Annotated in this window: 21 protein-coding genes; 6 read left to right on the top strand and 15 right to left on the bottom strand. The window is 60.2% G+C overall.

The window, feature by feature from the left end:
- Nucleotides 1–106: 106 nt before the first annotated feature.
- The 9 genes from ACZ0AZ_RS15395 to ACZ0AZ_RS15435 all read right to left on the bottom strand — a co-directional run bounded on the left by ACZ0AZ_RS15395 (nt 107) and on the right by ACZ0AZ_RS15435 (nt 7,844).
- Nucleotides 107–583 (bottom strand): DoxX family protein, encoded by a 477-nt coding sequence (locus ACZ0AZ_RS15395; protein ID WP_129998841.1) that lies wholly within the window; start codon nt 581–583, stop codon nt 107–109.
- Nucleotides 580–1,338, bottom strand: a complete 759-nt coding sequence (locus ACZ0AZ_RS15400; RefSeq protein WP_463537677.1) for an HvfC/BufC N-terminal domain-containing protein — start codon at nt 1,336–1,338, stop codon at nt 580–582. The genes ACZ0AZ_RS15395 and ACZ0AZ_RS15400 overlap by 4 nt, the downstream gene beginning before the upstream one ends.
- Entirely contained in the window at nt 1,335–2,222 is an 888-nt protein-coding gene (gene bufB, locus ACZ0AZ_RS15405) for an MNIO family bufferin maturase (RefSeq protein ID WP_463537678.1), read from the bottom strand. The genes ACZ0AZ_RS15400 and bufB overlap by 4 nt, the downstream gene beginning before the upstream one ends.
- A 25-nt stretch (nt 2,223–2,247) precedes the next feature.
- Entirely contained in the window at nt 2,248–2,553 is a 306-nt protein-coding gene (locus ACZ0AZ_RS15410; RefSeq protein ID WP_016771358.1) for a BufA1 family periplasmic bufferin-type metallophore, read from the bottom strand.
- Between the two features lie 291 nt (nt 2,554–2,844).
- The gene (locus ACZ0AZ_RS15415; protein WP_003222380.1) at nt 2,845–3,546 is read right to left on the bottom strand and encodes an ABC transporter ATP-binding protein; all 702 of its coding nucleotides are present in this window, start codon (nt 3,544–3,546) and stop codon (nt 2,845–2,847) included.
- A complete protein-coding gene (gene livG, locus ACZ0AZ_RS15420; RefSeq protein WP_016771357.1) occupies nt 3,547–4,314 on the bottom strand; it encodes a high-affinity branched-chain amino acid ABC transporter ATP-binding protein LivG in 768 nt (255 codons plus the stop codon).
- On the bottom strand, nt 4,311–5,567 hold the full coding sequence (locus ACZ0AZ_RS15425; RefSeq protein ID WP_016771356.1) for a high-affinity branched-chain amino acid ABC transporter permease LivM: 1,257 nt from the start codon (nt 5,565–5,567) through the stop codon (nt 4,311–4,313). The genes livG and ACZ0AZ_RS15425 overlap by 4 nt, the downstream gene beginning before the upstream one ends.
- Nucleotides 5,564–6,487 (bottom strand): high-affinity branched-chain amino acid ABC transporter permease LivH, encoded by a 924-nt coding sequence (livH, locus tag ACZ0AZ_RS15430; protein ID WP_016771355.1) that lies wholly within the window; start codon nt 6,485–6,487, stop codon nt 5,564–5,566. Before livH ends, ACZ0AZ_RS15425 begins: the two co-directional genes overlap by 4 nt.
- Before the next feature lie 229 nt (nt 6,488–6,716).
- The gene (locus tag ACZ0AZ_RS15435; protein ID WP_016771354.1) at nt 6,717–7,844 is read right to left on the bottom strand and encodes a branched-chain amino acid ABC transporter substrate-binding protein; all 1,128 of its coding nucleotides are present in this window, start codon (nt 7,842–7,844) and stop codon (nt 6,717–6,719) included.
- Between the two features lie 351 nt (nt 7,845–8,195).
- On the opposite strand from ACZ0AZ_RS15435, the gene ACZ0AZ_RS15440 reads away from it, so the two are divergent.
- Nucleotides 8,196–8,501 (top strand): DUF2288 domain-containing protein, encoded by a 306-nt coding sequence (locus ACZ0AZ_RS15440; RefSeq protein WP_016771353.1) that lies wholly within the window; start codon nt 8,196–8,198, stop codon nt 8,499–8,501.
- Between the two features lie 284 nt (nt 8,502–8,785).
- Here ACZ0AZ_RS15440 and ACZ0AZ_RS15445 read toward each other — a convergent pair whose 3' ends face one another.
- A complete protein-coding gene (locus tag ACZ0AZ_RS15445; RefSeq protein ID WP_236168012.1) occupies nt 8,786–10,984 on the bottom strand; it encodes a hypothetical protein in 2,199 nt (732 codons plus the stop codon).
- 196 nt (nt 10,985–11,180) lie between these two features.
- Between ACZ0AZ_RS15445 and ACZ0AZ_RS15450 the strand changes: the two genes are divergently transcribed.
- Nucleotides 11,181–12,077: an NAD(P)-dependent oxidoreductase gene (locus tag ACZ0AZ_RS15450; RefSeq protein ID WP_463537679.1), complete on the top strand. Its 897-nt coding sequence runs from the start codon at nt 11,181–11,183 to the stop codon at nt 12,075–12,077.
- On the opposite strand, the gene ACZ0AZ_RS15455 is transcribed toward ACZ0AZ_RS15450, so the two are convergent.
- Entirely contained in the window at nt 11,968–14,250 is a 2,283-nt protein-coding gene (locus ACZ0AZ_RS15455; protein ID WP_463537680.1) for a putative bifunctional diguanylate cyclase/phosphodiesterase, read from the bottom strand. The genes ACZ0AZ_RS15450 and ACZ0AZ_RS15455 overlap by 110 nt on opposite strands.
- Nucleotides 14,251–14,400: 150 nt before the next feature.
- Nucleotides 14,401–14,769 (bottom strand): YkgJ family cysteine cluster protein, encoded by a 369-nt coding sequence (locus tag ACZ0AZ_RS15460; protein WP_016771350.1) that lies wholly within the window; start codon nt 14,767–14,769, stop codon nt 14,401–14,403.
- A 301-nt stretch (nt 14,770–15,070) separates the two neighbouring features.
- Between ACZ0AZ_RS15460 and ACZ0AZ_RS15465 the strand changes: the two genes are divergently transcribed.
- Nucleotides 15,071–16,420 carry a spinster family MFS transporter gene (locus ACZ0AZ_RS15465; RefSeq protein WP_463537681.1) on the top strand — a complete coding sequence of 450 codons (1,350 nt, stop codon included), beginning with the start codon at nt 15,071–15,073 and terminating at the stop codon, nt 16,418–16,420.
- A gap of 162 nt (nt 16,421–16,582) precedes the next feature.
- Here ACZ0AZ_RS15465 and rapA read toward each other — a convergent pair whose 3' ends face one another.
- The gene (gene rapA / locus ACZ0AZ_RS15470) at nt 16,583–19,429 is read right to left on the bottom strand and encodes an RNA polymerase-associated protein RapA (protein WP_415763440.1); all 2,847 of its coding nucleotides are present in this window, start codon (nt 19,427–19,429) and stop codon (nt 16,583–16,585) included.
- 239 nt (nt 19,430–19,668) lie between these two features.
- Between rapA and ACZ0AZ_RS15475 the strand changes: the two genes are divergently transcribed.
- The 3 genes from ACZ0AZ_RS15475 to ccoM all read left to right on the top strand — a co-directional run bounded on the left by ACZ0AZ_RS15475 (nt 19,669) and on the right by ccoM (nt 20,524).
- Nucleotides 19,669–20,010: a hypothetical protein gene (locus tag ACZ0AZ_RS15475; protein ID WP_024011931.1), complete on the top strand. Its 342-nt coding sequence runs from the start codon at nt 19,669–19,671 to the stop codon at nt 20,008–20,010.
- Between the two features lie 94 nt (nt 20,011–20,104).
- On the top strand, nt 20,105–20,266 hold the full coding sequence (locus ACZ0AZ_RS15480) for a hypothetical protein (RefSeq protein ID WP_165368411.1): 162 nt from the start codon (nt 20,105–20,107) through the stop codon (nt 20,264–20,266).
- A 144-nt stretch (nt 20,267–20,410) separates the two neighbouring features.
- Entirely contained in the window at nt 20,411–20,524 is a 114-nt protein-coding gene (gene ccoM / locus ACZ0AZ_RS15485) for a cytochrome c oxidase subunit CcoM (protein ID WP_016771346.1), read from the top strand.
- 381 nt (nt 20,525–20,905) lie between these two features.
- Here the strand turns inward: ccoM and ACZ0AZ_RS15490 are convergent, their stop codons facing one another.
- Entirely contained in the window at nt 20,906–21,256 is a 351-nt protein-coding gene (locus ACZ0AZ_RS15490) for a hypothetical protein (protein ID WP_463537682.1), read from the bottom strand.
- 25 nt (nt 21,257–21,281) lie between these two features.
- A complete protein-coding gene (locus tag ACZ0AZ_RS15495) occupies nt 21,282–22,757 on the bottom strand; it encodes an inorganic phosphate transporter (RefSeq protein ID WP_016771345.1) in 1,476 nt (491 codons plus the stop codon).
- Nucleotides 22,758–22,942: the final 185 nt, after the last annotated feature.

The raw sequence follows: 22,942 nt of genomic DNA on the forward strand, positions 1-22,942 counted from the left end.
ATTTCCCTGTGGGAGCGAGCCTGCTCGCGAATGCGTCAGTATCAGTCGATACCGATGTTGAATGACACACCGCTTTCGCGAGCAGGCTCGCTCCAACAGGTGGATCTTATTTTGCGAAACGGCGGGCAAACAGGTGATCGATCGACAATTTGCCCGGCCCGGTCGCCATCAGGTACAGCAACACCGCCGCCCAGGTGCCGTGGGTCGGGTAGGCATCCGGGTAGACGAACAGTTGGATAGTCAGGGTCATGCCGAGCAGTGCCAGCGCCGAAAACCGCGTCGCCAGGCCGAGCAGGATCAGCAGCGGAAACACATGCTCGGCAAACGCCGCCAGATGCGCGGCAATTTCCGGCGACAGCAGCGGCAGGTGGTACTCGCTTTGAAACAGCGGAATCGTCGAGTCCGCCAATCGCGGCCAGCCCAGTTCAAAATTGCCGTCAATCAAATCGATGGCGAGTCCTTCGACCTTGGTTTGCCCGGATTTCCAGAACACCGCAGCAATGGAAAAACGCGCGATGAAGGCAATCAGGCTGTGCGGGATTTTTTCGAACAGCGCGATGACGCGCAGGATCAAAGCGTTCATGGCAACTCCTTGTAATTGAGCTGGGTGATCGCGTTATGCGCAATCAGTAAGGCGAGGGTTTGGGCGAGATCGAACGGCGGGCTGTTCCCTGCCGCCGCGAGCAGTGGCGAGCCCTGTAGCAGATGATGAAGGAACACGCTCGCACCCGGCTCAAGCGCAAACACCTCAACGTCGAGACCATTGCGCAGCACCAGAGCGTGCTGGCCCTGGTTCAGGCCGATTCCCGCCAGACCTTGCTCCTGCTGGTGCGCGGCCCAGATCGCGACAACGGCGTAGGCTGAGTCGAGCAGGTGCAGAGAGGGATGCAGTTCGAAACACAGTTCACTCAGCGACTGCGGATCGGTCAGCGCGGCGCTGACTTGCTCCGGCCGGATCGGCTGCGCATCGGCGGCGTGGTAGGCGAGGGTGCGCAAGTGCTCGAGTCGCGCAACATCGGCCACATAGGGCACACCGGCGATGGGTTCGAATTGCCCGATGAAATCGGCGAAGTCTTCGCCGTAGCGGCTCATCAACGGACTTTGCGGCGGCTGACCGCGTACGAAAATCGCCGCCATGGCGCGGAAGAATTCCTCACCGACCAACTGCTGCACCACCGGGTAGCTATCGGCCAGCGCATTGATCAGCGAACTCTGCACGTTGTTGCGGTACACCGCGAAACGTCGCGACGGATCAGCGCCATTGCGGCTGCACAGGCCCTTGGGATACGGCAGTTGCACATTGAGCAGGGCGGCGGCGAAGTCCGCTTGCGTACTCATGCCGCACGCTCCGCGCGGCGCAACAGCTTTTCGGCTTGCTGCGCTTCGGCGAGCAATACGTCAAAGGCCGGCACGTGATTATCACGTTCAATCAGCGTCGCTATCGGGCCAGTCCGTTGCAGCACCAGGCGGTACAGATTCCAGACGGCCTGATCAATCGGCGCGCCGTGATCGTCGATCAGCAAACGATCGCCGAGGTTGTCACAATCTTCAGCGAAGCCGGCCAGATGAATCTCGCCGACCGCGTGCAATGGCAGTGCGTCGAGGTAGGCGAGCGGATCACGCTGATGATTGATGCACGACACGTAGACGTTGTTGACGTCGAGCAACAAGCCACAGCCGCTGCGGCGGATCACTTCGGCGATGAACACGGGCTCGTCGATCGTCGAATGCTCAAACGCCAGATAGGTCGCCGGGTTTTCCAGCAGCATCGGACGTTTGAGCGTGTTCTGCACTTGGTCGATGTGCGCACAGACGCGATTGAGCGTCGGCGTGTCATAGGCCAGTGGCAGCAGATCATTGAGGAACACCGGGCCGTGGCTCGACCACGCCAGATGTTCGGAAAAGGCTTGCGGTTGATAGCGCTCGATCAGCTCGGCGAGGCGTTTGAGGTGCTGGCCGTCCAGCGGGCCTTCGCCACCGATCGACAGGCCCACGCCGTGCAATGACAGCGGGTACTGTTGGCGAATCAGACCGAGAAAATGATGAAAAGGGCCGCCGGCTACCATGTAGTTTTCGGCGTGGACCTCGAAGAAACCGAGGTCCGGTACGGAGCCGAGCACTTCGAGGAAGTGCCCGGTCTTGAGCCCCAGCCCGGCGCGGGCAGGGAGCTCGGTGCGAGCTGCCTGAGTGCGCGGCAGGGACGGTTCGTGATGACTGAACATGGGCGTCACTCAGGCAGGCCGTGGATCAGGACTTGGCTTTGAAGGCTTCGAGCTGACCGAAACCGGTCGGCGAGGTTTTGCTTTCAGTGGTGGCGCAGGTGCCTTTCGGAACGAGCTTCCAGGCGTTGGCCTGATAGTCCATTTTCGCCGTGCCGGCGCAGGTAGTCCCGGCACCTGCGGCGCAATCGTTCTTACCCTTCATGGCCACGCCGAAGCATTTTTCCATGTTGGCATCGGCGGCCTGGGCGGTGGAGACAGTGGCGATGCTCAGAGCGGAACCGAGGGCCAGAACCAGGGCGGTAGCGGACAGGGTACGGGTAGTCGCAGTCATGATGTTTCTCCAGTTTTTTATCAGGGTTTCTGCAAGCGGTTTGCGCTTGCTTGTCCCTCTAGAGAACGGGTGGGGGGATGCGTTACAGGCGGGGCGAGAAATTTATGAAAAATTTCGGATTCAGCTGTATCCCTGTGGGAGCGAGCCTGCTCGCGAAGGCGGTGTGTCAGGCACCCATAATGTTGAATGACAGAGCGCTTCGCGAGCAGGCTCGCTCCCACAGGGTTACCTTGGTGGTGCTCAGGAAACAAAAAACGGCCCGAAGGCCGTTTTTTTGTGCAGCGATAACACTCAACCGCCGAGGTACGCCTCGCGTACCTTCGGATCGGTCAGCAGCGCTTCACCGGTGCCTTGCATGACCACGCGGCCGTTCTCCAGAACGTAGGCGCGGTCAGCGATTTTCAGCGCCTGGTTGGCGTTCTGCTCGACCAGGAACACCGTCACACCGTCCTTGCGCAGCTGTTCGATGATGTCGAAGATCTGCTGGATGATGATCGGCGCCAGACCCAGCGATGGCTCGTCGAGCAGCAGCAGCTTGGGCTTGCTCATCAGCGCACGGCCGATGGCGAGCATTTGCTGTTCGCCGCCGGACATGGTGCCGCCGCGCTGGTTGAAGCGTTCTTTCAGGCGTGGGAAAAGTCCGAGAACCTTGTCCATCTGTTCCTGATAGTCGCCCTTGTCGGTGAAAAATCCGCCCATCGACAGGTTTTCTTCCACGGTCAGACGGGCGAACACCCGACGCCCTTCCGGGACCACGGCGATGCTCTTGCGCATGATCTGCGACGAGTCCTGTCCGACCAGTTCCTCACCCATGTAACGGATGCTGCCGCTGTGCGCCTGCGGCGAACCGCACAGCGTCATCAGCAGCGTGGATTTGCCGGCACCGTTGGCGCCGATCAGCGTCACGATCTCGCCCTGACGGACTTCGACGTTGACGCTGTGCAGGGCCTGGATCTTGCCGTAGAAGGTGGAAACGTTTTCGAACTGCAGCATTTACGCTTCCCCCAGGTAGGCTTTGATCACTTCAGGATTGTCGCGGATCTGTTCCGGCGTGCCGTCGGCCAGCGGCGTGCCCTGATTGATCACGACGATGTGATCGGAAATGCTCATGACCAGTTTCATGTCGTGTTCGATCAGCAGCACGGTGACGTTGTGCTCTTCGCGCAACACACCGATCAACGCCTTGAGGTCTTCGGTTTCCTTCGGGTTCAGGCCGGCGGCCGGTTCGTCGAGCATGAGAATCCGCGGGCGGGTCATCATGCAGCGGGCGATTTCCAGACGCCGTTGCTGGCCGTAGGCGAGGGTGCCGGCGGTGCGGTTGGCGAACTCTTTGAGGTTGACCTTTTCCAGCCAGTACTCGGCAAATTCCATCGCCTCGCGCTCGCTTTTGCGGAACGCCGGGGTCTTGAACAGGCCGGACAGGAAGTTGGTGTTCAAGTGACGGTGCTGGGCGATCAACAGGTTCTCGACCGCAGTCATGTCCTTGAACAAACGCACGTTCTGGAAGGTCCGCACCACGCCTTTGAGGGCGATCTTGTGGCCCGGCAGGCCCTGGATCGGCTCGCCGTCGAGCAGGATGCTGCCGCCGGTAGGCTGATAGAAGCCGGTCAGGCAGTTGAACACGGTGGTCTTGCCGGCGCCGTTCGGGCCGATCAGTGCAACCACCTGCTTTTCCTTGACGGTCAGCGCCACGCCGTTGACCGCGAGCAAGCCGCCGAAGCGCATGCTCAGATTTTCGACTTTAAGGATCTCGCGGCTCATTTGCGCAACTCCATGTGTGGGCGTTGCATCGGCAGCAGACCTTGTGGACGCCAGATCATCATCAGCACCATCAGCGCACCGAACATCAACATGCGGTACTCGCTGAACTCACGCATCATTTCCGGCAACAGGATCATCACGATCGCCGCCAGAATCACACCCAATTGCGAGCCCATGCCACCCAATACGACGATGGCAAGGATGATCGCCGACTCGATGAAGGTGAACGACTCGGGCGTCACCAGGCCCTGACGCGCGGCGAAGAAGCTGCCGGCGAAACCGGCGAACGCAGCGCCCAGGGTGAAGGCGGAGAGCTTGATCACGGTCGGGTTCAGGCCCAACGCGCGGCAGGCGATTTCGTCTTCACGCAGTGCTTCCCACGCACGGCCGATCGGCATGCGCAGCAGACGGTTGATCACGAACAGCGCGGCCAGTGCGAGCAACAGCGCAACCAGGTAAAGGAAGATCACCTTGTTGATCGAGTTGTATTGCAGGCCGAAATACTCGTGGAACGTCTGCAGGCCTTCGGCGGCTTTGCGCTCGAAGGTCAGGCCGAAGAACGTCGGTTTCTCGATGTTGCTGATGCCGTTCGGGCCACCGGTGATGTCGGTCAGGTTACGCAGGAACAGACGGATGATCTCGCCGAAACCCAAGGTCACGATCGCCAGATAGTCGCCGCGCAGACGCAACACCGGGAAGCCCAGCAGGAAGCCGAACGTCGCCGCCATCAGGCCGGCAATCGGCAGGCAGATCCAGAAGCTCAAGCCGTAGTAATGCGACAGCAGCGCGTAGCTGTAGGCGCCGACGGCGTAGAAACCGACGTAACCCAGGTCAAGCAGACCGGCCAGACCGACGACGATGTTCAGGCCCAGGCCGAGCATCACGTAGATCAGGATCAGCGTTGCGATATCCACCGCGCCACGGGAGCCGAAGAACGGCCAGACCAGGGCGATCAGAATCAGCGCAATGATGAAATAGCGCTGGGTGGTTGGCAGGGTCAGGAAGTTGCTGGCCTTGGCCGGGATCAGCGGCATGCCCGGCGAGGAGCGCCAGGCCTTGCTGATCTGCTGGTTGAACAGCACGCGCAGGAACATCAGCACCGAGCAGATCGCGATGGTCGCGAGTACCGCAGGGCTGGTGTTGTGCACTTCCAGATTGATGCCGACGATGGTCAGTTTCAGACCGAGTACCGGGTAGGCCACCGCCCACACCAGCAAGGCACTGAACAGTGCCTGTTTAAGATTCCTAGTCATACTTTCTCAACCTCCGGACGGCCCAGAATGCCGGTCGGACGGAACAACAGCACCAGAACCAGCAGGCCGAACGCAACGACGTCCTTGTACTGGTCGCCGAAGATATCGGCACCGAACGCTTCCGCTACACCGAGCACCAACCCGCCGAGCATGGCCCCGGGGATGCTGCCGATGCCGCCCAGTACCGCAGCGGTGAAGGCCTTGAGGCCGACGAGGAAACCGGCGTTGGGGTTGATCACGCCGTATTGCATGCTCAGCAGCACTGCGGCAACGGCGGCCAGCGCAGCACCGATGACGAAGGTCAGGGCGATGATGTTGTTGGTGTTGATGCCGAGCAGGTTGGCCATCTTGATGTCCTCGGCACAGGCGCGGCAGGCGCGGCCCAGACGGGAACGGGAGATGAACAGGGTCAGGCCGAGCATGGCGATCAGGGTCACCACGAACACCACGATCTGCATGTAGGAAATCAGCACTTCTTGTGCGCCACCCGGACCGAAGGCGAAGTTGCCCGGGATCAGGTTGGGGATAGCTTTGTCCTTGGAGTCTTGCGCCAGCAGAACGGTGTTCTGCAGGAAGATCGACATACCGATGGCAGAAATCAGCGGGATCAGACGGTTGCTTCCGCGCAGGGGGCGGTAGGCGATCCGTTCGATGCTGTAACCGTAGGAACTGGTGACGACGATGCTGGCGATGAACGCCGCGGTCATCAACAGCGGGACACTGTCGAGTCCCATCATGGTCAGCCCGGCGATGGCGATGAAGGCCACGTAGGAACCGATCATGTATACCTCGCCGTGGGCGAAGTTGATCATTCCAATGATGCCGTAGACCATCGTGTAGCCGATGGCGATCAGGGCATACATGCTGCCAACGTTGAGGCCGTTAACCAGCTGTTGGAAGAAGTGATAGAGGTCAGGCATTACAGCGCTCCTAAAAACCTGTACGCATTTCACTGGTGGAGTCATTTTCCCGCCCGGCCCCGTGGATCTCTATCCACTTCGAATCCGGGTTTTGCCAGCGAACCGCTGATGACGGTTTTGAGATTTTCAGGTGGGCCGACTGGCGGATCACGCCAGCGCGGCCCATACATTCGCAAAACAAAGCCCACGGCACGCCGTGGGCTTTATTGGCAGTCAGTCGGGCAAGGCCTTACTGAGGCGAAACTTCGGTTTTAGGTTTGCCGTTGTGCCACTCGTACACGACAAATTTGAAGTCCTTCAAGTCGCCCTTGTCGTCGAAGCTCAGGTCGCCGGTCGGGGTCTTGAACGAACCGGCGTGGATGGCTTCAGCCACTTTGGTAGCGTCTTCGGACTTGGCCGCCTTGATGCCTTCGGCAATCACGGTCACTGCCGAGTAGGACGGGAACACGAACGGACCGCTCGGATCTTCCTTCTTGGCTTTGAACGCGTCAGCCAGGGCAACGTTGGCCGGATCCTGGTCGAACGATTTCGGCAGGGTCACCAGCAGGCCTTCGGACGCATCCTTGGCGATCTGGGTGATCGAGTCGTTACCCACGCCTTCCGGACCCATGAAGCGGGCTTTCAGGCCTTTTTCCTGAGCCTGACGCAGAATCAGACCCAGCTCCGGGTGGTAGCCGCCGTAGTAGACGAAGTCGACGCCGGCTTGCTTGAGCTTGGCGATGATGGCGGAGAAGTCTTTATCGCCGGCGTTGACGCCTTCGAAGACGGCAACCTTGGTGCCTTTCTTCTCGAGGGTCGATTTCACGGCGGTGGCGATGCCTTCACCGTACTGCTGTTTGTCGTGCAGCACGCCAACCACTTTCGGTTTCACGTGATCGGCGATGTAGTTGCCGGCGGCAGGGCCTTGGGCGCTGTCGAGACCGATGGTGCGGAAGATCATTTTGTAGCCACGGGCGGTGATGTCCGGGCTGGTGGCAGCCGGGGTGATCATGATCACGCCTTCGTCTTCGTAGATGTCCGAAGCTGGCTGGGTGGAGCTGGAGCACAGGTGACCGACCACGAACTTGACGCCGTCGTTGACGACCTTGTTCGCTACCGCTACCGCTTGTTTTGGATCGCAGGCATCGTCGTATTCAACGGCTTCGAGTTTCTTGCCGTCGACGCCGCCCTTGGCGTTGATCTGCTCGATGGCCATTTTCGCGCCACTGAACTGCATGTCGCCGTACTGGGCTACTGGACCGGTTTTAGGACCGGCGATACCGATTTTGATGGTGTCAGCTGCGAACGAATGGCTGGCAACCCCGGCCAGAACCATAGCGGCAAACAGTTTGGAAATCTGCTTAGTAGCCTTAGTCATAGTGCTCCACTCTTACTGTTGTATTTTTTAGAGTTCTGGCGCCGTAGCAGCAGAACCGGGTCAGATATCTTTGCGATACCCTCCGGAAAATGCCCCGGCAACTGTACCGGTACAGTGTAGAGCGCCGCTTGATCAACTGGGAAGCGGGCGCCACGGGGCAAAACTTGGGGGTGTCGCATTTTTGAATGAAAGAGACAGAATTGCGGCGGGGCAATCGGGGGCATATATCCCAAAAGGCAGCATTCCCTGGCGTTCCTGCTCTTTTCGTTCGGTGCAGCGATTTGCAACCGGGTTTTTCTGCCGGACCACCGACGTTATCATTCGCGTCGATTTCTTTTCCGGACAGCTCCCATGAATCAAGAACCTAGCACCCTCTATGCCAAGCTGCTTGGTGAAACGGCATCTATTACCTGGAAAGAGCTGGAGCCGTTCTTCGCCAAGGGTGCCCTATTGTGGGTCGACCCTGACCTGGATTTGATCGCCGCCGCCGAGGCCGTGGCCTCGGATGAAGGCGAGAAAGTCGCGGCCTGGCTGGCCGACGACAAGGTCGCCAAGCTGTCTGAAACGCGGGCACTGGATATTTTCGAACGTGATCCGCAGCTGTGGGCCGTGGTGGTTTCGCCGTGGATTCTGATCCAGGAAAGGGCGGCCGTGTAATTGCCCGCACTCTTTTGGTGCCTCGATTGCCGCACCGCAAGTGTGTAGCGGAGTAGCGTGATGGCACCTTGCCGTGGAGAAATGCCACGCCTCACGGTGACGTAAACGTAACGGGAACAGTTTATGGAGCGGCCTGAGGGTCGCTTAATTGTTTCTGGATGTTGGGAGGCCTGAGATTTTCGGCGAATTAGCCGGCCCCTTCGCGAGCAAGCTCGCTCCCACAGGGCAATGTATTCCAAATGTGGGAGCGAGCTTGCTCGCGAAGGGGGCTACTCGGTGCTGGATCAGACCGAGAACGTCTTCCCGGTATGGTTATTCAGCGAAATCACCTTGGTCTTGCCAATCCGGTGGCGGTAGATCTCGCGCAGGTACTTGATCGACTTCTTCACGCAATCACGCGACAGGCGAATGTCATTGATCGAGACGAACTTGTCCTTGTCGTTGATCAACTCACGGTATTTCTTTTCGTACATCGGTTTGATCGCGTACCAGTTGGTATCGAGAATCTTCGCCGGGTTTTCGAACTCATTGAGCAGGTCGTCGATCCGCTCTTCGTCGAAGTCTTCCTGAATGATGAAGTCGAGAATCGAGTTATCCAGCGTCTCGTCGAAACGGTACGGATTCTTCGCGAAGCAGCGCTTGATGAACGCCACGATCAGCGTGAGGAAGTCGTCCGACAGGCACGGGCTCTTGGCTATCAGGGTGGTCAGCGACAGGTTGGCCGAAGCGCCGATAACCAGCGCGTAGCGCTTGAGCGTGGTGTTGGGGAACAGGCTGTTGAGGTGGGTCTTCAACCGGTTCAGGTCCATGTACGACAGTTTGTAGTCTTTCGGCAGCGAGACGATCGAGACCACCGACGAGCAATTCTTGAAGAAGTGCAGGTCGTGCAGCGCGGCGGCGTCGTAGCCGGAATTCTTGTACTGCTCCAGCGAAGCGCGATAACGCTTGGATTCGATCGGCAGCAGGCTGATGCCTTCGATGGCCTGAGTGACCTTGTTGAAGTGCGGCAGGTCGATCGAACGGAAGAACAGGTCGTCGATGTTCAGGCGCTGCGGCTCTTTGTCGAAGACCTTGAACTTGTCGCTGCTCGGCGGCGGGGTTTCCGGGACTACCGATTCGGCGTAGGCAATCGCCACCGGCCCGGCCAGACTCATGAACAGGTCGTTGGCGTCCAGGCGGATGGTTTCGCCGATGTCGATGCCGGCACGGCGGAAGTAGTTCTGGTCGTAGTCGGTGGTGACTGCCTGCGCCGTCAGAATATTGAAGATCTGCTGCGAGATGTACTGGTTGGCGTGCTTCTCCATGGCATTGACATCAATGTTCTGGATATTGCCGTCATCGCTTTCTTCGGCGTAACGCATGATGTCGTTGGAGATCAGCATCATCGCATTCCACGGGCGGATACGCCCCATCACGCTGGCTTCGCTGCTGTCTTCGTTGGCGAAGTTGTAGGAGAAATCCCATTCCTCCGACAGGTATTTGCACAGCAGGCGCCCGGCGTTGATGTGCAGCGCCTCGGACATTTCGCTGCGGTGGTCGGAAATGTTCGGCAGCACGCAGATGCCGCTGGTGAAGATCGGCTCGAACACAAACGAATGACCGCTCTTGCCGTCATGCTCGTCCATCGGCTTGGTGTCGAAGGTCTTGTTCATGTACGAGTGCTGCTGGGCCAGACCGAACTCCGAGGCCATGCCCGAACCGGTACCGCCGCCGGCACTGAAGATCGAGAAATACAGGCGCGACTGGTTGGCCTTGATCCCGCAGCTGTCGATCAGGTACGAGTGGATCATTTTCCAGTCGGGGCTGGAGAAGCGCTGGGTGTCTTTGTTGAGGATGATCTTCGCTAGGTACTGGCCGAGGATCGGCGCATTACCGGCGCCACCGGCGTGGACTTCGGACAAGTCCATGATCTTCATTTTGCTGTAGTCGCGCAGGAAGCCGCTTTTCTCGCCCTTACGCGAGAAACGGATGCGCCCGGCGATGTCCTTGTCGAGGTCGCCAAGCATCACCAGCGGTTCGACCAGAAACACCGGTTTGGTCGATTTGCTGGTGCCGATGCGCAGGTTGTTCTTGATCCACTGCGCCGGGCTGTAGCCCTTGTCGGCCAGACGCCGGTCGGTCGGGCGGTCTTCGTTGTTGAATTCGTTGAGGTAGAACTTGCGCGCGTTGTACACCAGCTCCGCCACGTCGAGGGCGATGTTGGAGCCGCAGCGACCGAGGCCGATCAGGCACACCGAGGGAAATTCCTGATCGTTGTGCTGCTCGTTGTCGCCTTCCTGATGCGCCGGGCGCGGGAACACCGAATCGCGCAGGCCGTCGAGGTTATCGAGGATGCGGTCAGTGTTGGTTTCGGTGAAGTACAGATATTGCTGCGTCGACAGCGGACGCGAAGGCGGCGTCGGTCTGGATAATGACGCGCTGTTCGCGGCGGGGCTCAGGGTCAGATCGGCTGTTGCACTGGCGGGGTTGTTTTTAGAGGTCATGGTGCGCCATTTACCTGGACTGGGTTGGCCCGCCGAACAGTGCCGGCGAACCTCACGGAATAAGATCTCGCGTCTTGTGTGCGCGAATACGGCCCGGGCGTCGTAGTGCTGGCTCGTCTGATCGCCGGGCGGAATCCTTTCCTGATCGTTGATGAATCGGCCATGATTCGGTGATCTTTAATTGAAAAGAGGCGAAATGATGTCAACGCTACCTTCGTTGGGGTTTGCCGGAATCGGCCTGATGGGCCTGCCCATGTGCCGGCGTCTGCTGGCCGCGGGTTATCCGCTGACGGTGTGGAACCGCAACCCGGACAAGTGTGCACCGCTGGTTGCGGCCGGCGCCCGCCAGGTATCGAGCCCTGCCGAACTGTGCGCACACGCCGACATCGTCATGCTGTGTCTGGCCGACACTGCCGTGGTGCGTGAAGTGGTGTTTGGCGCTGGCGGTGTTGCCGAAGGTGCGAAAAACGGCCAGCTATTGGTGGATTTCTCCAGTCTTGAACCGACCGCGACTCGCGAGATGGCCGCAGCGCTGGCCGAGGAAAGCGGCATGGGCTGGCTTGACTCCCCGGTGTCCGGCGGTGTGGTCGGCGCCGAGGCTGGCAGTCTGGCGATCATGGTCGGTGGTGCAGCGGCAGATCTTGAGCGCGTGCGCCGGGTGCTGCTCAGCCTCGGTCAGCGCGTCACGCATATGGGCGGCGTCGGTGCCGGCCAGGTGACCAAGGCCTGTAACCAGATGATCGTCGCGTGCAATGCACTGGTGATTGCCGAAGTGGTGGCGCTGGCCGAGCAGGCGGGGGTCGATGCCAGTCTGATCGCCGAGGCGCTGGCCGGTGGCTTTGCCGATTCCAAGCCCTTGCAAATCCTTGCCCCGCAAATGGCCGAGAGCCGTTTCGAACCGATCAAGTGGCACGTGCGCACGCTGCTCAAGGATCTCGACACGGCGGTGAAATTTTCCCGCGAGCAGGGCTCGGCGACGCCAATCAGCGGATTGGCCGCACAATTGATGCGCCTGCATGGGGCGCAAGGCTTTTTAGCGAAGGATCCAGCGACGCTGGTGCAAATGTATCGCGCGCCAGACTCAACGGATTGACCCCGAGGACGGGTTTGCGCTGGTTGATTTCATCGAGCACCGCGCGTAATTCGTCCAGCGGCACCGGGCGGCTGAGCAGATAACCCTGAATGAAATCGCAGCCCGAACGCTCGAGAAACTCGTATTGCTCCAGGCTCTCGACGCCCTCGGTGACCACCTGCAAATGCAGGGTGTGAGCCATGACGATGATCGCCTGGACGATCTCCATGTCCGCCGTGGCGGTGGGGATGTCGAGGATGAACGAGCGGTCGATTTTCAGGGTGTTCAGCGGCAGACGCTTGAGGTAGGCCAGCGACGAATAGCCGGTGCCGAAATCATCGATCGACAGCGACACACCGAGGGCGCGGATCTGCCGCAGCAGCACCAAAGTGTCGGCGATATTGCCCATCAAGGCGTTTTCGGTGACCTCCAGTTCCAGGCGTTCCGGGGCAACGCCCGCCGTGTGCAAGGCGTGCTCAATCTCCTCGGCCAGCTCTTCGCGCGCCAGATTCAGCGGCGAGCAGTTCCAGGCGATTTTCAATTCGGCACAACCATGCCGCGACAGCTCGCCGAGATCCTTGCAGGCGCGGCGCAGCACCCAGTTGTCCAGTTCGGCAATCAAACCGTTATTCTCGGCGATACCGATGAAGCGATCCGGTGTAAGCAAACCGTGAACCGGATGCTGCCAGCGAATCAGGGCTTCAAGCTTGGTCACGCGCCCGGTTTTCACTTCGAAGATCGGCTGGTAGTAGAGCATCAGCGCGTGGTCTTGCCGCAGCGCACTGCGCAGTTCTTCTTCCAGTTGCAGCTCGAAACTGGCGCGGGTCTTCAGGCTGGAATTGAAGAAGTGCAGACCGTTGCGCCCGGCGCCTTTGGATTGGTACAAGGCCAGGTCGGCGTGTTTGAGCAGCTCTTCGCAAGTGGTGCCGTCTTCGGGAAACAGGCTGATGCCGATGCTGGTGGTCATCACCATGCGCCGGCCGGCCAGTTCGATCGGCTCCTTCATCTTGTGCATGATGCGCTGGGCCATGCCGCGCGCCTCTTCGCGGTCGCGCAGGCTGATGAGGATGCAGAATTCGTCGCCGCCAAAACGCGCGACCACGTCTTCATGGCTGCGCACCGAGCTCTTGATGTGTTGGGCGATGACTTTGAGCAGCGCGTCACCGGCGTCATGGCCGAGGCTGTCGTTGATGCGCTTGAAGTGGTCGATGTCGAGAAACATCACCGCGAGCATGCCGCCCTCGCTGGTTTTCTGGCTGAGTTTTTCGGCGAACATCTGGTTGAAACCACGGCGGTTGATCAGGTTGGTCAGCGCGTCGTAATTGGCCGCTTGCTGCAAAGACATGCGCGCCTGATCGAGTTGGCTGAGCAAGGCGTTGACCCGGCGCAGGTCGTTTTCCTTGTTCTGCAGCTTTTTGTCGGCGAGGGCGGCGCTGATCGCACTGCCGAGGATCAACAGGATGATCAGCGCCACGGTCAGGCCCAGTTGCAAATGCCCGGTTTCACTGCCGCTCGCTGCCAAGGCACCTTCGGGAAGCACCAGATCCAGCGCAGCCATGCCGGTGAAGTGCATGCTGATGATGCCGGCGCCGAGAATCAGCGCCGCGCTGTACTTGAGCAATTGATGCGCGACCCCGCTGCCTTCGCTCAAATAGCGGGCTACCCACAGCGCAGTGAAACTGGCGCCGATGGCAATCAGCACCGACAGCGCGAACAGCCCTGGCTGATAGTAGGCGGTGGCGCTCGACTTCATCGCTGCCATGCCGACGTAATGCATGCCCGCGATGCCCAAACCGATGACACATGCGGTCTTGAGGCAATGCAACGCGCTCGGCTGCACCTCACTGAGGGTATGCATGGCCAGCCACGAGGCGAGCAGGGCGATCAGTAACGACAAGAGGGTGATGCCGAGGTCGTACTGAATATCGATGGGGGTCTGGAAGGCCAGCATGCCGACGAAGTGCATGGCCCAGATGCCGCCGGCCAGGCAGGTCGCGCCGATCCAGCGCCAGATTCGCCGCGACCCCGGGTCTTCGGCATGCACCAGGCGCTCTGCCATGTCCAGGGTGGCGAAGCTCGCCGCGCAGGCGACCAGATAGGCCACCATCACCAGCAAAGGGTTGTGGCTGCAATCGAGGAGAATCTGCCCGCTCGCCGGCAGCTCGGCAACAAACTGCAAACCAAGCCACTCCATAGCATGCCCCGTCTCGGATTCATCTGGCCCTTGCGTCAATCAACGCAGGCGAATGAAAGCAGTATAGAGGCGGTTTTCCGGCTGCAAGCCGTAGTGGCACATTGGTGGTAATGATTTTGCCATTAGCCTCATAGCGATTCGCGCTAAGGCTCAGGCAATGCGCTCCAGCGGCAGATCGTTCCAGTGTGGCGGCAAGGGTGGCAGGCCGTGGGCGGCGCGGGCCTTGTCGCAGTCGGGGTTGTGCTCGCCGTTCTCCCAAGACGCCTCGAACTCGCGGCAGGTGCTCGAACGTTTGTCATAGATCGTGCACGCCACAGCGCTGCCGACCTCACCCGCCAATGACGTGCAACGCGTCGGTTTGCGGTCGGTGCCGATCATTGCCACTCGGCTTGGAGTGATCTGCGCAACCAGTTCATCGGGCACCGTCCCGCCAGCGGATGAGCACTCACCCCAGAAAAAAGACACACGAAAATGGGAACAGCAGGCACCGCAATTCAGACACGGACTGGCTTCGGACATGGGCGGGGGTATCAAAGGGATTGATCGGAAGATCCGGACGGATCCGGCGGCCATTCTAGGCTTTGCGATGGCGTTGGGAAGGGGGGCACGAAACTATTTTTTTGTCGCCGGATTTTGCCGCGAAAGCCCCGTATGGCGGGGGATTCCAGAGTTATCAAGGGCTTACGTTTCGTTACAGTGCGATGGGTCGATATCAGGCTGACGAATGATGACAGACAGCCCCCGCGCGGCTGACTAGATTGCAGGTTCCGGGCTCGACGCGCTGGCAGTGAAGCCCTCATAACAATAAAGAGACGGACCCATGCAGAACTCGACCCAAGCGGCGAATGCCTGGCGCATTCTGTTCCTGCTGTTCCTCGCCAACCTGTTCAATTTCTTCGACCGCACCATCCCGGCGATCATCATCGAACCGATCCGCATGGAATGGCATCTCAGCGACTTTCAGCTGGGCATCATCGGCACCGCGTTCACCATCGTCTACGCCGTTGCCGGTCTGCCGCTGGGGCGCATGGCCGACACCGGTTCACGTAGCAAACTGATGGGCTGGGGCCTGGCGACCTGGAGTGCGCTGACTGCGGTCAACGGTATGGTCGGCAGTTTCTGGAGCTTTTTGATCGTGCGCATGGGCATCGGCATCGGCGAAGCCAGTTACGCACCAGCGGCCAACTCGCTTATCGGCGATCTGTTTCCGGCACACCGTCGCGCGCGGGCGATGGGTATTTTCATGCTCGGCCTGCCGCTGGGGCTGCTGCTGGCGTTCTTCACCATCGGCGCGATGGTCAAGGCCTTTGACAGCTGGCGCGCGCCGTTCTTCATCGCTGCCGTGCCGGGGCTGATCCTCGCGGTGTTCATGTTCTTCATCAAAGAGCCGAAACGCGGCGCAGCTGAAACCGTGCAGGTCTCGCAGGAGAAAGTCGATAAACCGATCCGCCGCGTCCTCGCCGTGCCGACCTTCCTGTGGCTGGTGATGGCCGGGCTGTGCTTCAACTTCGCGACCTATGCCTGCAACTCGTTTCTGGTGCCGATGCTGCAGCGCTATTTCCTCATGCCGTTGCAGGAGGCGGCGGTGGCCACCGGCGTGATCGTCGGCGTCACCGGACTGGTCGGGCTGACCCTCGGCGGCTGGATTGCCGACAAGATTCATCAGCGTTTCGCCAGTGGGCGGCTGTTGTTCGCCGCGTTCAGCCTGATCATTTCAACCCTGTGCACGGCGTGGGCGCTGCATGCCGGGCGCATCGAGATTGGCGTGTTCGTCGCGGTGTTCAGTGTCGGCTGGCTGTTCGCCTACAACTTCTACACCTGCGTGTACACGGCGATTCAGGACGTGGTCGAACCGCGCCTGCGGGCGACGGCGATGGCGTTGTTCTTCGCCGGTCTGTATCTGCTCGGCGGCGGGTTGGGGCCAGTGGTCGTGGGTGGGCTGTCGGATCACTTCGCGCACACGGCGATGCTGTCGGCAGGAGCTGAACAGATGACCGAAGCGTTCAAGGCCGTCGGCCTGCATGACGCGATGTACCTGATCCCGGTGGCGCTGTTTTTGACCATGGTCTTTCTGTTTCTGGCATCGCGGTGTTTTGTCCGGGATGCGCAGCGGATGAAGGAGGGATTGGTGGCGGTGGTTGAGCCAGAAATTTCTGCGGCGACTGCTTGACCGTTTTCGCGAGCAGGCTCGCTCTCACAGTTTGAAATGCATTTCATTGTGGGAGCGAGCCTGCTCGCGAAGGGGCCATCTGCATCACCTGACAAATAACAGGCAAATAAAAAGGCCCGCATCACTGCGGGCCTCTTGGTTTTCAGCGGTGGAGCGGGGCGGTTAACCCGCTACCAGCACCCGAATCGCTTCCAGGCGCAACGCCGCTTTGTCGAGCATCGCCAGACCTTGCTCACGCTGAGTGCGCAACGCCTCCAGTTCGCTGTCGCGCACCGTCGGGTTGACCGCTTGCAAAGCGGTCAGGCGCGCCAGTTCTTCATCGGTGTCGGCAGCCAGACGACGGCGCGCTTCGGCCACACGCTCGGCGTGCCGCGGGGCGATCTTTTCTTCGCCGGCGTTGATCCGTGGCGTCAATTGATCACGCTGGGCCTGGATGAACTTGTTGGCGCTGGCCCGTGGAACGCTTTCCAGCTGGTCGTTGAGGGTTTCGAAGGACACCCGTGGCGACAGGTCGTTGCCGTTGGCATCGAGCAGGCAGCGCAGCGCCGCCGGCGGCAGGTAGCGACCCAGTTGCAGCGAGCGCGGTGCGACCACTTCGCTGACGTAGAGCAATTCGAGCAACACGGTGCCCGGTTTCAACGCCTTGTTCTTGATCAGCGCGACGGCGGTGTTGCCCATCGAACCGGACAGCACCAGGTCCATGCCGCCCTGCACCATCGGGTGTTCCCAGGTGATGAACTGCATGTCTTCGCGCGACAGCGCCTGATTGCGGTCGTAAGTGATGGTCACGCCTTCGTCGTCGCCCAGCGGGAAACTGGCGTCGAGCATCTTCTCGCTCGGCTTGAGGATCAGGGCGTTTTCCGAGTGGTCTTCGCTGTCGATGCCGAACGCGTCGAACAGGGTTTCCATGTAGATCGGCAGGGCGAACTGGTCGTCCTGCTCGAGGATCGCCTCGACCAGCGCTTCACCTTCGCCAGCGCCGCCGGAATTCAATTCCAGCAGACGGTCGCGGCCGGTGTGCAGCTCGGCTTCGAGACGCTCACGCTCGGCGCGTGCTTCGTCGATCAGCGCTTGCCACTCGCCGTCATCGGCTTCTTCGAGCAGCGGCAGCAGGCGCGGGCCGAACTGGTGCTGCAAGGCGTTGCCGGTCGGGCAGGTGTTGAGGAAGGCGTTGAGCGCCTCGTGGTACCACTGGAACAGGCGCTGTTGCGGGCTGGTTTCCAGGTACGGCACGTGCAGTTCGATGATGTGTTTCTGGCCGATCCGGTCGAGACGACCGATGCGCTGCTCGAGCAGGTCCGGGTGCGACGGCAGATCGAACAGCACCAAGTGGTGAGCGAACTGGAAGTTGCGACCTTCACTGCCGATTTCCGAACAGATCAGCACCTGCGCGCCGAATTCTTCGTCGGCGAAGTAGGCGGCGGCGCGGTCACGCTCGAGGATGTTCATGCCTTCGTGGAACACCGTGGCCGGGATGCCGGAACGCACGCGCAACGCGTCTTCCAGGTCCATCGCGGTTTCGGCGTGGGCGCAGATCACCAGCACTTTGGTGCGCTTGAGCATTTTCAACTGATCGATCAGCCACTCGACGCGCGGGTCGAATTTCCACCAGCGCTCTTCTTCGCTGGCGTCCGGCTGGGCCTGGAAGCTGACTTCCGGGTACAGCTCGGCGTGTTCGCCCAGCGGCAGTTCGAGGTATTCGTCGGGGCACGGCAGCGGGTACGGGTGTAGTTTGCGCTCCGGGAAACCCTGCACGGCGGCGCGGGTGTTGCGGAACAGCACGCGGCCGGTGCCGTGGCGATCGAGCAGCTCACGCACGAGGCGGGCGCTGGCTTCAGTATCGCCATCGTTGACGGCGGTGAGCAGGGCTTCGCCTTCGTTGCCGAGGAAACCGTGAATGGTCTTGTGCGCCTCGGCGGAGAGACGGCCCTTGTCGAGCAGTTCCTGCACCGCTTCGGCGACCGGACGGTAGTTGTCGCTCTCGGCGCGGAACGCGGCCAGGTCGTGAAAACGGTTCGGGTCGAGCAGGCGCAGACGGGCGAAGTGGCTGTCCTGACCGAGTTGTTCCGGGGTGGCGGTGAGTAGCAGCACGCCGGGGATGACTTCGGCCAGTTGCTCGACCAGGGAATATTCCGCGCTGGCTTTTTCTTCATGCCAGACCAGGTGGTGCGCTTCGTCGACCACCAGCAGGTCCCAACCGGCAGCGAACAAGGCGTCCTGTGCCTTCTCGTCGTCGACCAGCCACTCCAGCGCGACCAGCGCCAGTTGCGTGTCTTCGAACGGGTTGGTGGCATCGCTTTCGATGAAGCGTTCTTCGTCGAACAGCGCGACCTGCAGGTTGAAGCGGCGGCGCATCTCCACCAGCCACTGATGCTGGAGGTTTTCCGGAACCAGAATCAGCACGCGGTTGGCGCGGCCCGAAAGCAGTTGGCGATGGATGACCAGACCGGCTTCGATGGTTTTACCCAGTCCCACTTCGTCCGCCAGCAATACCCGTGGGGCGATACGGTCGGCGACTTCGCGGGCGATGTGCAACTGGTGTGCGATCGGCTGCGCGCGCACGCCGCCCAGGCCCCAGAGCGAGGACTGCAACTGGCGGCTGGTGTGTTCAAGGGTGTTGTAGCGCAGGGAGAACCACGACAGCGGGTCGATCTGCCCGGCGAACAGGCGGTCGCTGGCCAGACGGAACTGAATGAAGTTAGACAGCTGGGTTTCCGGCAGGGTGACCACTTCGTTCTGCCCGTTGAGGCCGTGATAGACCATCAGCCCGTCGACATCATCGACCTGCTGCACGGTCATCTTCCAGCCTTCGAAATGGGTGATGGAGTCGCCCGGCGAGAACCGCACGCGGGTCAGGGGCGCATTCCGTAGCGCGTACTGGCGGGTTTCGCCAGTGGCCGGGTAAAGCACGGTCAGCAAGCGGCCGTCCTGTGCCAGAACGGTGCCTAAACCAAGCTCTGCTTCGCTGTCACTGATCCAGCGTTGCCCCGGTTGATACTGCTGCGCCATGCTGCCTGACTCCCACCTTGAAAAAGCGGGCTATCTTAACGGAATGCGACCCTGAGGGCCAAAGGAATAGGAGCAGCGGCAAGCTTTTAGCTTCGAGCTGCAAGCTGAAGCCGAGGCGTCATGTGTCGCTTTTTTCAAGCGGCAGGGCACCAGTCAGTGTCTACCGGGTCACAAGTTTGCGACAGGCGGCTCAAGGCACCTGCACGCCAGCCGATAGCCTGCAGACAGGAGACCTTTATATGTTGCCACCGATGCTCCCCTTGAGCGCCGTGCCGATCACTTCCCAGCAGGATCCGATCCGCCAGCGGCCGGACATCCCGCCAGTGGTGCCGGTGCAGGAAAGCTCCAACGAAAGCACGATCGATCTGCAGAAACGTGATCCGGAAGAGGATCGCCTGCTGGCGCGCGAAGAGCAGCGTCGCCAACAGGAGCGTGATCGTCGGCGTCGCGAGGCGGATGAGGATCCTGAAGAGCATTTGGCCGTGCCGGGCACTGAGCTGAACGCTGACAACACCGTACCGGTGGTGCCGTTGATAGACGATCAGCCGCGTCAGGGCTTGTGGGTCGATATCGAGATTTGACCGGTGACTGGTCAGCGTCTGCGCCACGCGGCATGATTGGCGCAATCCTGCCGGTGACGGCAGCTCTGATCTCTTTTGCGACGTGCCGGACGCCATGAGCCAAGACGACAAACTGATCGACCTCAGCACTGAACGCGCCAAGCGTGTGCATGACCTCAACGAGAAACGCTTGAACGAAGTGCGCAACGCCTTCGAGCAGGCGATGCCGTTGGGAAAAACCAAGAAAAAGTCGAAGAACAAGCCGAAAAAGCGTTGATCTCCCACTGCATTGGTTGATGCAGGTCAGTTATTTCCCCTCCTTTATTTCTCAACGTTGCGGATATTGATCCTGGTCAATATGTGCGCCTGTGTGTTTGTTAATTTGAATCCATCGCAGCAAAGCAGGGCCAGGAGGCCAGTCATGTTTTTCGATAACGTGGTGTTTGCCGGGGTTCTTACGGTGGGGCTCATGGTGCTGTTTTTTGCAGGGTTTGGATTTTTTATCTGGAAGGATGCGCATAAACGGCGCAAGTGAGTTCTTCTGGATTTGATGGGCACGCAAGGCATTTTGGGGCGACTTCGGTTGCCCCTTTTTTGGCCGTGGCGGCCTGTGGGCCGACCAGGCTGTTTGGGGTTTGGGTGAATATCCGTTGCTTCGGGAGTGGCTGCTGGCGGTTTCGCCCTTACGGCGAGTCACCTTTTTCAAACGCCAAAAAGGTAACCCAAAAGGCTAGCTTCTACGTTCGGCCCTCGCAGGCTCGGGTTCCTTCGCTGCGGGACTGATCCGGGCGCAGCGGCTCCGGTTTGCTTCGCTGCACCTCCTTCCGCTGTGTACGACTGCGTCGTACGGTCGCTGCGCTCCCACGCCCGGATCAATCCCTCCACTCAGCCTTCCGACGTCGCCGGTGGATCAAGATCAAGAGCACTCGAGCTTGCGCTCATTGTTGAGTGGGGCGGCTTTGCCGCGGGCTGCTGCGCTGCTTTGCTTTTGCTTTTGTGGGAGCGACCTGCTCGCGAAGGCGGCCTGATAGCCGACCTGTTCTGGAGTGGTACGAGATACAAGGAGCTGCCGAAGGCTGCGATCTTTTGATCTGGCATTTGCGTTGGCTTTTGATCTTTTTGCCCCTTCGGCAGGCTTCGTTACGGGATCGGTCGACGTCTTGAAGAGTGAAACGCTGTAAAAGCGAAACCATAAGCAGCCGTTACGGTAGCAACGGATATGCTCCCAATCCCCAATAACAAAAAAGGCGTGATCCTCACGAATCACGCCTTTTCCAATCAACAGCTAACGATCAACTACCCAACGCCTTCGAAGCCAGCCAGAACAACCCGGCCGACAGCGCCACGGTCGCCGGCAAGGTCAGTACCCAGGCCAGCAGAATAGTCTTCACCGTGCCACCCTGCAGGCCGCTTTTATTGGCAACCATGGTCCCGGCCACACCCGAAGACAGCACGTGAGTGGTCGACACCGGCAGGCTGAAAATGTTGGCCATGCCGATCAGGCTGGCTGTGGTGATCTGTGCCGACATGCCCTGCGAATAAGTCATGCCTTGCTTGCCGATCTTCTCGCCAATGGTCAGCACCACACGCTTCCAGCCGACCATGGTGCCCAGGCCCAGTGCCAGGGCAACCGCCAGAATCACCCAGAACGGCGCGTATTCGGTGGTGGTGGTCAGGTCTTTGCGCAGCTTGTCGAGGTCAGCCTTTTCACGGGCTTCCAGGCCTGGCAGCTTGCCGACTTTCTTCGCTGTGTCGTCCAGGCAGAGCAGGTAGCGACGCACTTCGATGCGGCTGTCCGATGACAGCGAATGGTAGTCCGCTACACCTTTGAGGGTGTGCAGCAGGGCGGTGATGGTCGGTTCGGTCTGCTGCGGGTTGCAGCGGAATTTCTCCGGCAGGTCGCCTTCCACGCTCTTGCCCAGTGCCAGGAACTCGCCCAGCGAATCGGCGTTGCGCTGGTAGAACTGGCTCAGGTGCAGGGTCGCGTCGCGGGTGCGTTCGATCTGGTAGGTGGTGCTGTTCAGGTCGAGCACGAACTGCGCCGGGACGATGCCGATCAGCACCAGCATGATCAGGCCGATGCCCTTCTGACCGTCGTTGGAACCGTGCACGAAGCTCACGGCCATGGCCGAGATCACCAGGACCAGACGGTTCCAGAACGGTGGGTGCTTTTTGTCGTCGATCTTGCGGCGCTGTTCCGGCGTCTTGTGCATCTTCGACAGCGGGCGCCACCATTTCAGGCCGATCAGCACCAGTGCGGCGATGAGGAAGCCGGCCATCGGCGAGAACACCAGCGAGGCGCCGATGTCGATCGCTTTCTGCCAGTTCACGCCATCTCTCAACGGGATGTCGTTGATCAGCGCGTTGGCCAGGCCGACACCGAGGATCGAGCCGATCAGGGTGTGCGAGCTGGAAGCCGGGATACCGAAGTACCAGGTGCCCAAATTCCAGGCGATGGCCGCGGCGAGCAACGAGAACACCATCGCCAGGCCATGGCCGGTGTTCACATTGATCAGCAGCTCAACCGGCAGCAAGTGGACGATGGCATACGCCACGCCAACGCCGCCCAGCAGCACGCCGAGGAAATTGAACACACCGGAAAAGAACACCGCCAGGTGTGGCGGCATGGCTTTGGTGTAGATAACAGTGGCTACCGCGTTAGCGGTGTCATGAAATCCATTGATGAACTCGAAGGCGAGGACAAACGTCAGGGCGAGCAAGAGGCTCACAAGCACCCAAGCATCCAGTCCGCTGAATAAATCGATCATGAAGGTTTTCTGACCCGGTCGTAAGGGGGCGCGATTATGCCAGAAAAGACAGGAAATCGATGCCCCGTCTGCTCATTGGTCACAGGCATCTGCGATCTAATTTGTTGCAGGGCGTGAAAACCAAGCGCTGCGCAGGGTTTTTCAACTAATTGATTTTAATGAAGAAATTGGATTTTTAAGGCAAA

This window comes from Pseudomonas sp. AC239 (assembly GCF_979258545.1).

Bases quoted from the DNA above. Each gene is read 5' to 3' on its own strand.
- ACZ0AZ_RS15395 (WP_129998841.1), bottom strand. From the start codon at position 583: ATGAACGCTTTGATCCTGCGCGTCATCGCGCTGTTCGAAAAAATCCCG.
- ACZ0AZ_RS15400 (WP_463537677.1), bottom strand. From the start codon at position 1,338: ATGAGTACGCAAGCGGACTTCGCCGCCGCCCTGCTCAATGTGCAACTG.
- bufB (WP_463537678.1), bottom strand. From the start codon at position 2,222: ATGTTCAGTCATCACGAACCGTCCCTGCCGCGCACTCAGGCAGCTCGC.
- ACZ0AZ_RS15410 (WP_016771358.1), bottom strand. From the start codon at position 2,553: ATGACTGCGACTACCCGTACCCTGTCCGCTACCGCCCTGGTTCTGGCC.
- ACZ0AZ_RS15415 (WP_003222380.1), bottom strand. From the start codon at position 3,546: ATGCTGCAGTTCGAAAACGTTTCCACCTTCTACGGCAAGATCCAGGCC.
- livG (WP_016771357.1), bottom strand. From the start codon at position 4,314: ATGAGCCGCGAGATCCTTAAAGTCGAAAATCTGAGCATGCGCTTCGGC.
- ACZ0AZ_RS15425 (WP_016771356.1), bottom strand. From the start codon at position 5,567: ATGACTAGGAATCTTAAACAGGCACTGTTCAGTGCCTTGCTGGTGTGG.
- livH (WP_016771355.1), bottom strand. From the start codon at position 6,487: ATGCCTGACCTCTATCACTTCTTCCAACAGCTGGTTAACGGCCTCAAC.
- ACZ0AZ_RS15435 (WP_016771354.1), bottom strand. From the start codon at position 7,844: ATGACTAAGGCTACTAAGCAGATTTCCAAACTGTTTGCCGCTATGGTT.
- ACZ0AZ_RS15440 (WP_016771353.1), top strand. From the start codon at position 8,196: ATGAATCAAGAACCTAGCACCCTCTATGCCAAGCTGCTTGGTGAAACG.
- ACZ0AZ_RS15445 (WP_236168012.1), bottom strand. From the start codon at position 10,984: ATGACCTCTAAAAACAACCCCGCCAGTGCAACAGCCGATCTGACCCTG.
- ACZ0AZ_RS15450 (WP_463537679.1), top strand. From the start codon at position 11,181: ATGATGTCAACGCTACCTTCGTTGGGGTTTGCCGGAATCGGCCTGATG.
- ACZ0AZ_RS15455 (WP_463537680.1), bottom strand. From the start codon at position 14,250: ATGGAGTGGCTTGGTTTGCAGTTTGTTGCCGAGCTGCCGGCGAGCGGG.
- ACZ0AZ_RS15460 (WP_016771350.1), bottom strand. From the start codon at position 14,769: ATGTCCGAAGCCAGTCCGTGTCTGAATTGCGGTGCCTGCTGTTCCCAT.
- ACZ0AZ_RS15465 (WP_463537681.1), top strand. From the start codon at position 15,071: ATGCAGAACTCGACCCAAGCGGCGAATGCCTGGCGCATTCTGTTCCTG.
- rapA (WP_415763440.1), bottom strand. From the start codon at position 19,429: ATGGCGCAGCAGTATCAACCGGGGCAACGCTGGATCAGTGACAGCGAA.
- ACZ0AZ_RS15475 (WP_024011931.1), top strand. From the start codon at position 19,669: ATGTTGCCACCGATGCTCCCCTTGAGCGCCGTGCCGATCACTTCCCAG.
- ACZ0AZ_RS15480 (WP_165368411.1), top strand. From the start codon at position 20,105: ATGAGCCAAGACGACAAACTGATCGACCTCAGCACTGAACGCGCCAAG.
- ccoM (WP_016771346.1), top strand. From the start codon at position 20,411: ATGTTTTTCGATAACGTGGTGTTTGCCGGGGTTCTTACGGTGGGGCTC.
- ACZ0AZ_RS15495 (WP_016771345.1), bottom strand. From the start codon at position 22,757: ATGATCGATTTATTCAGCGGACTGGATGCTTGGGTGCTTGTGAGCCTC.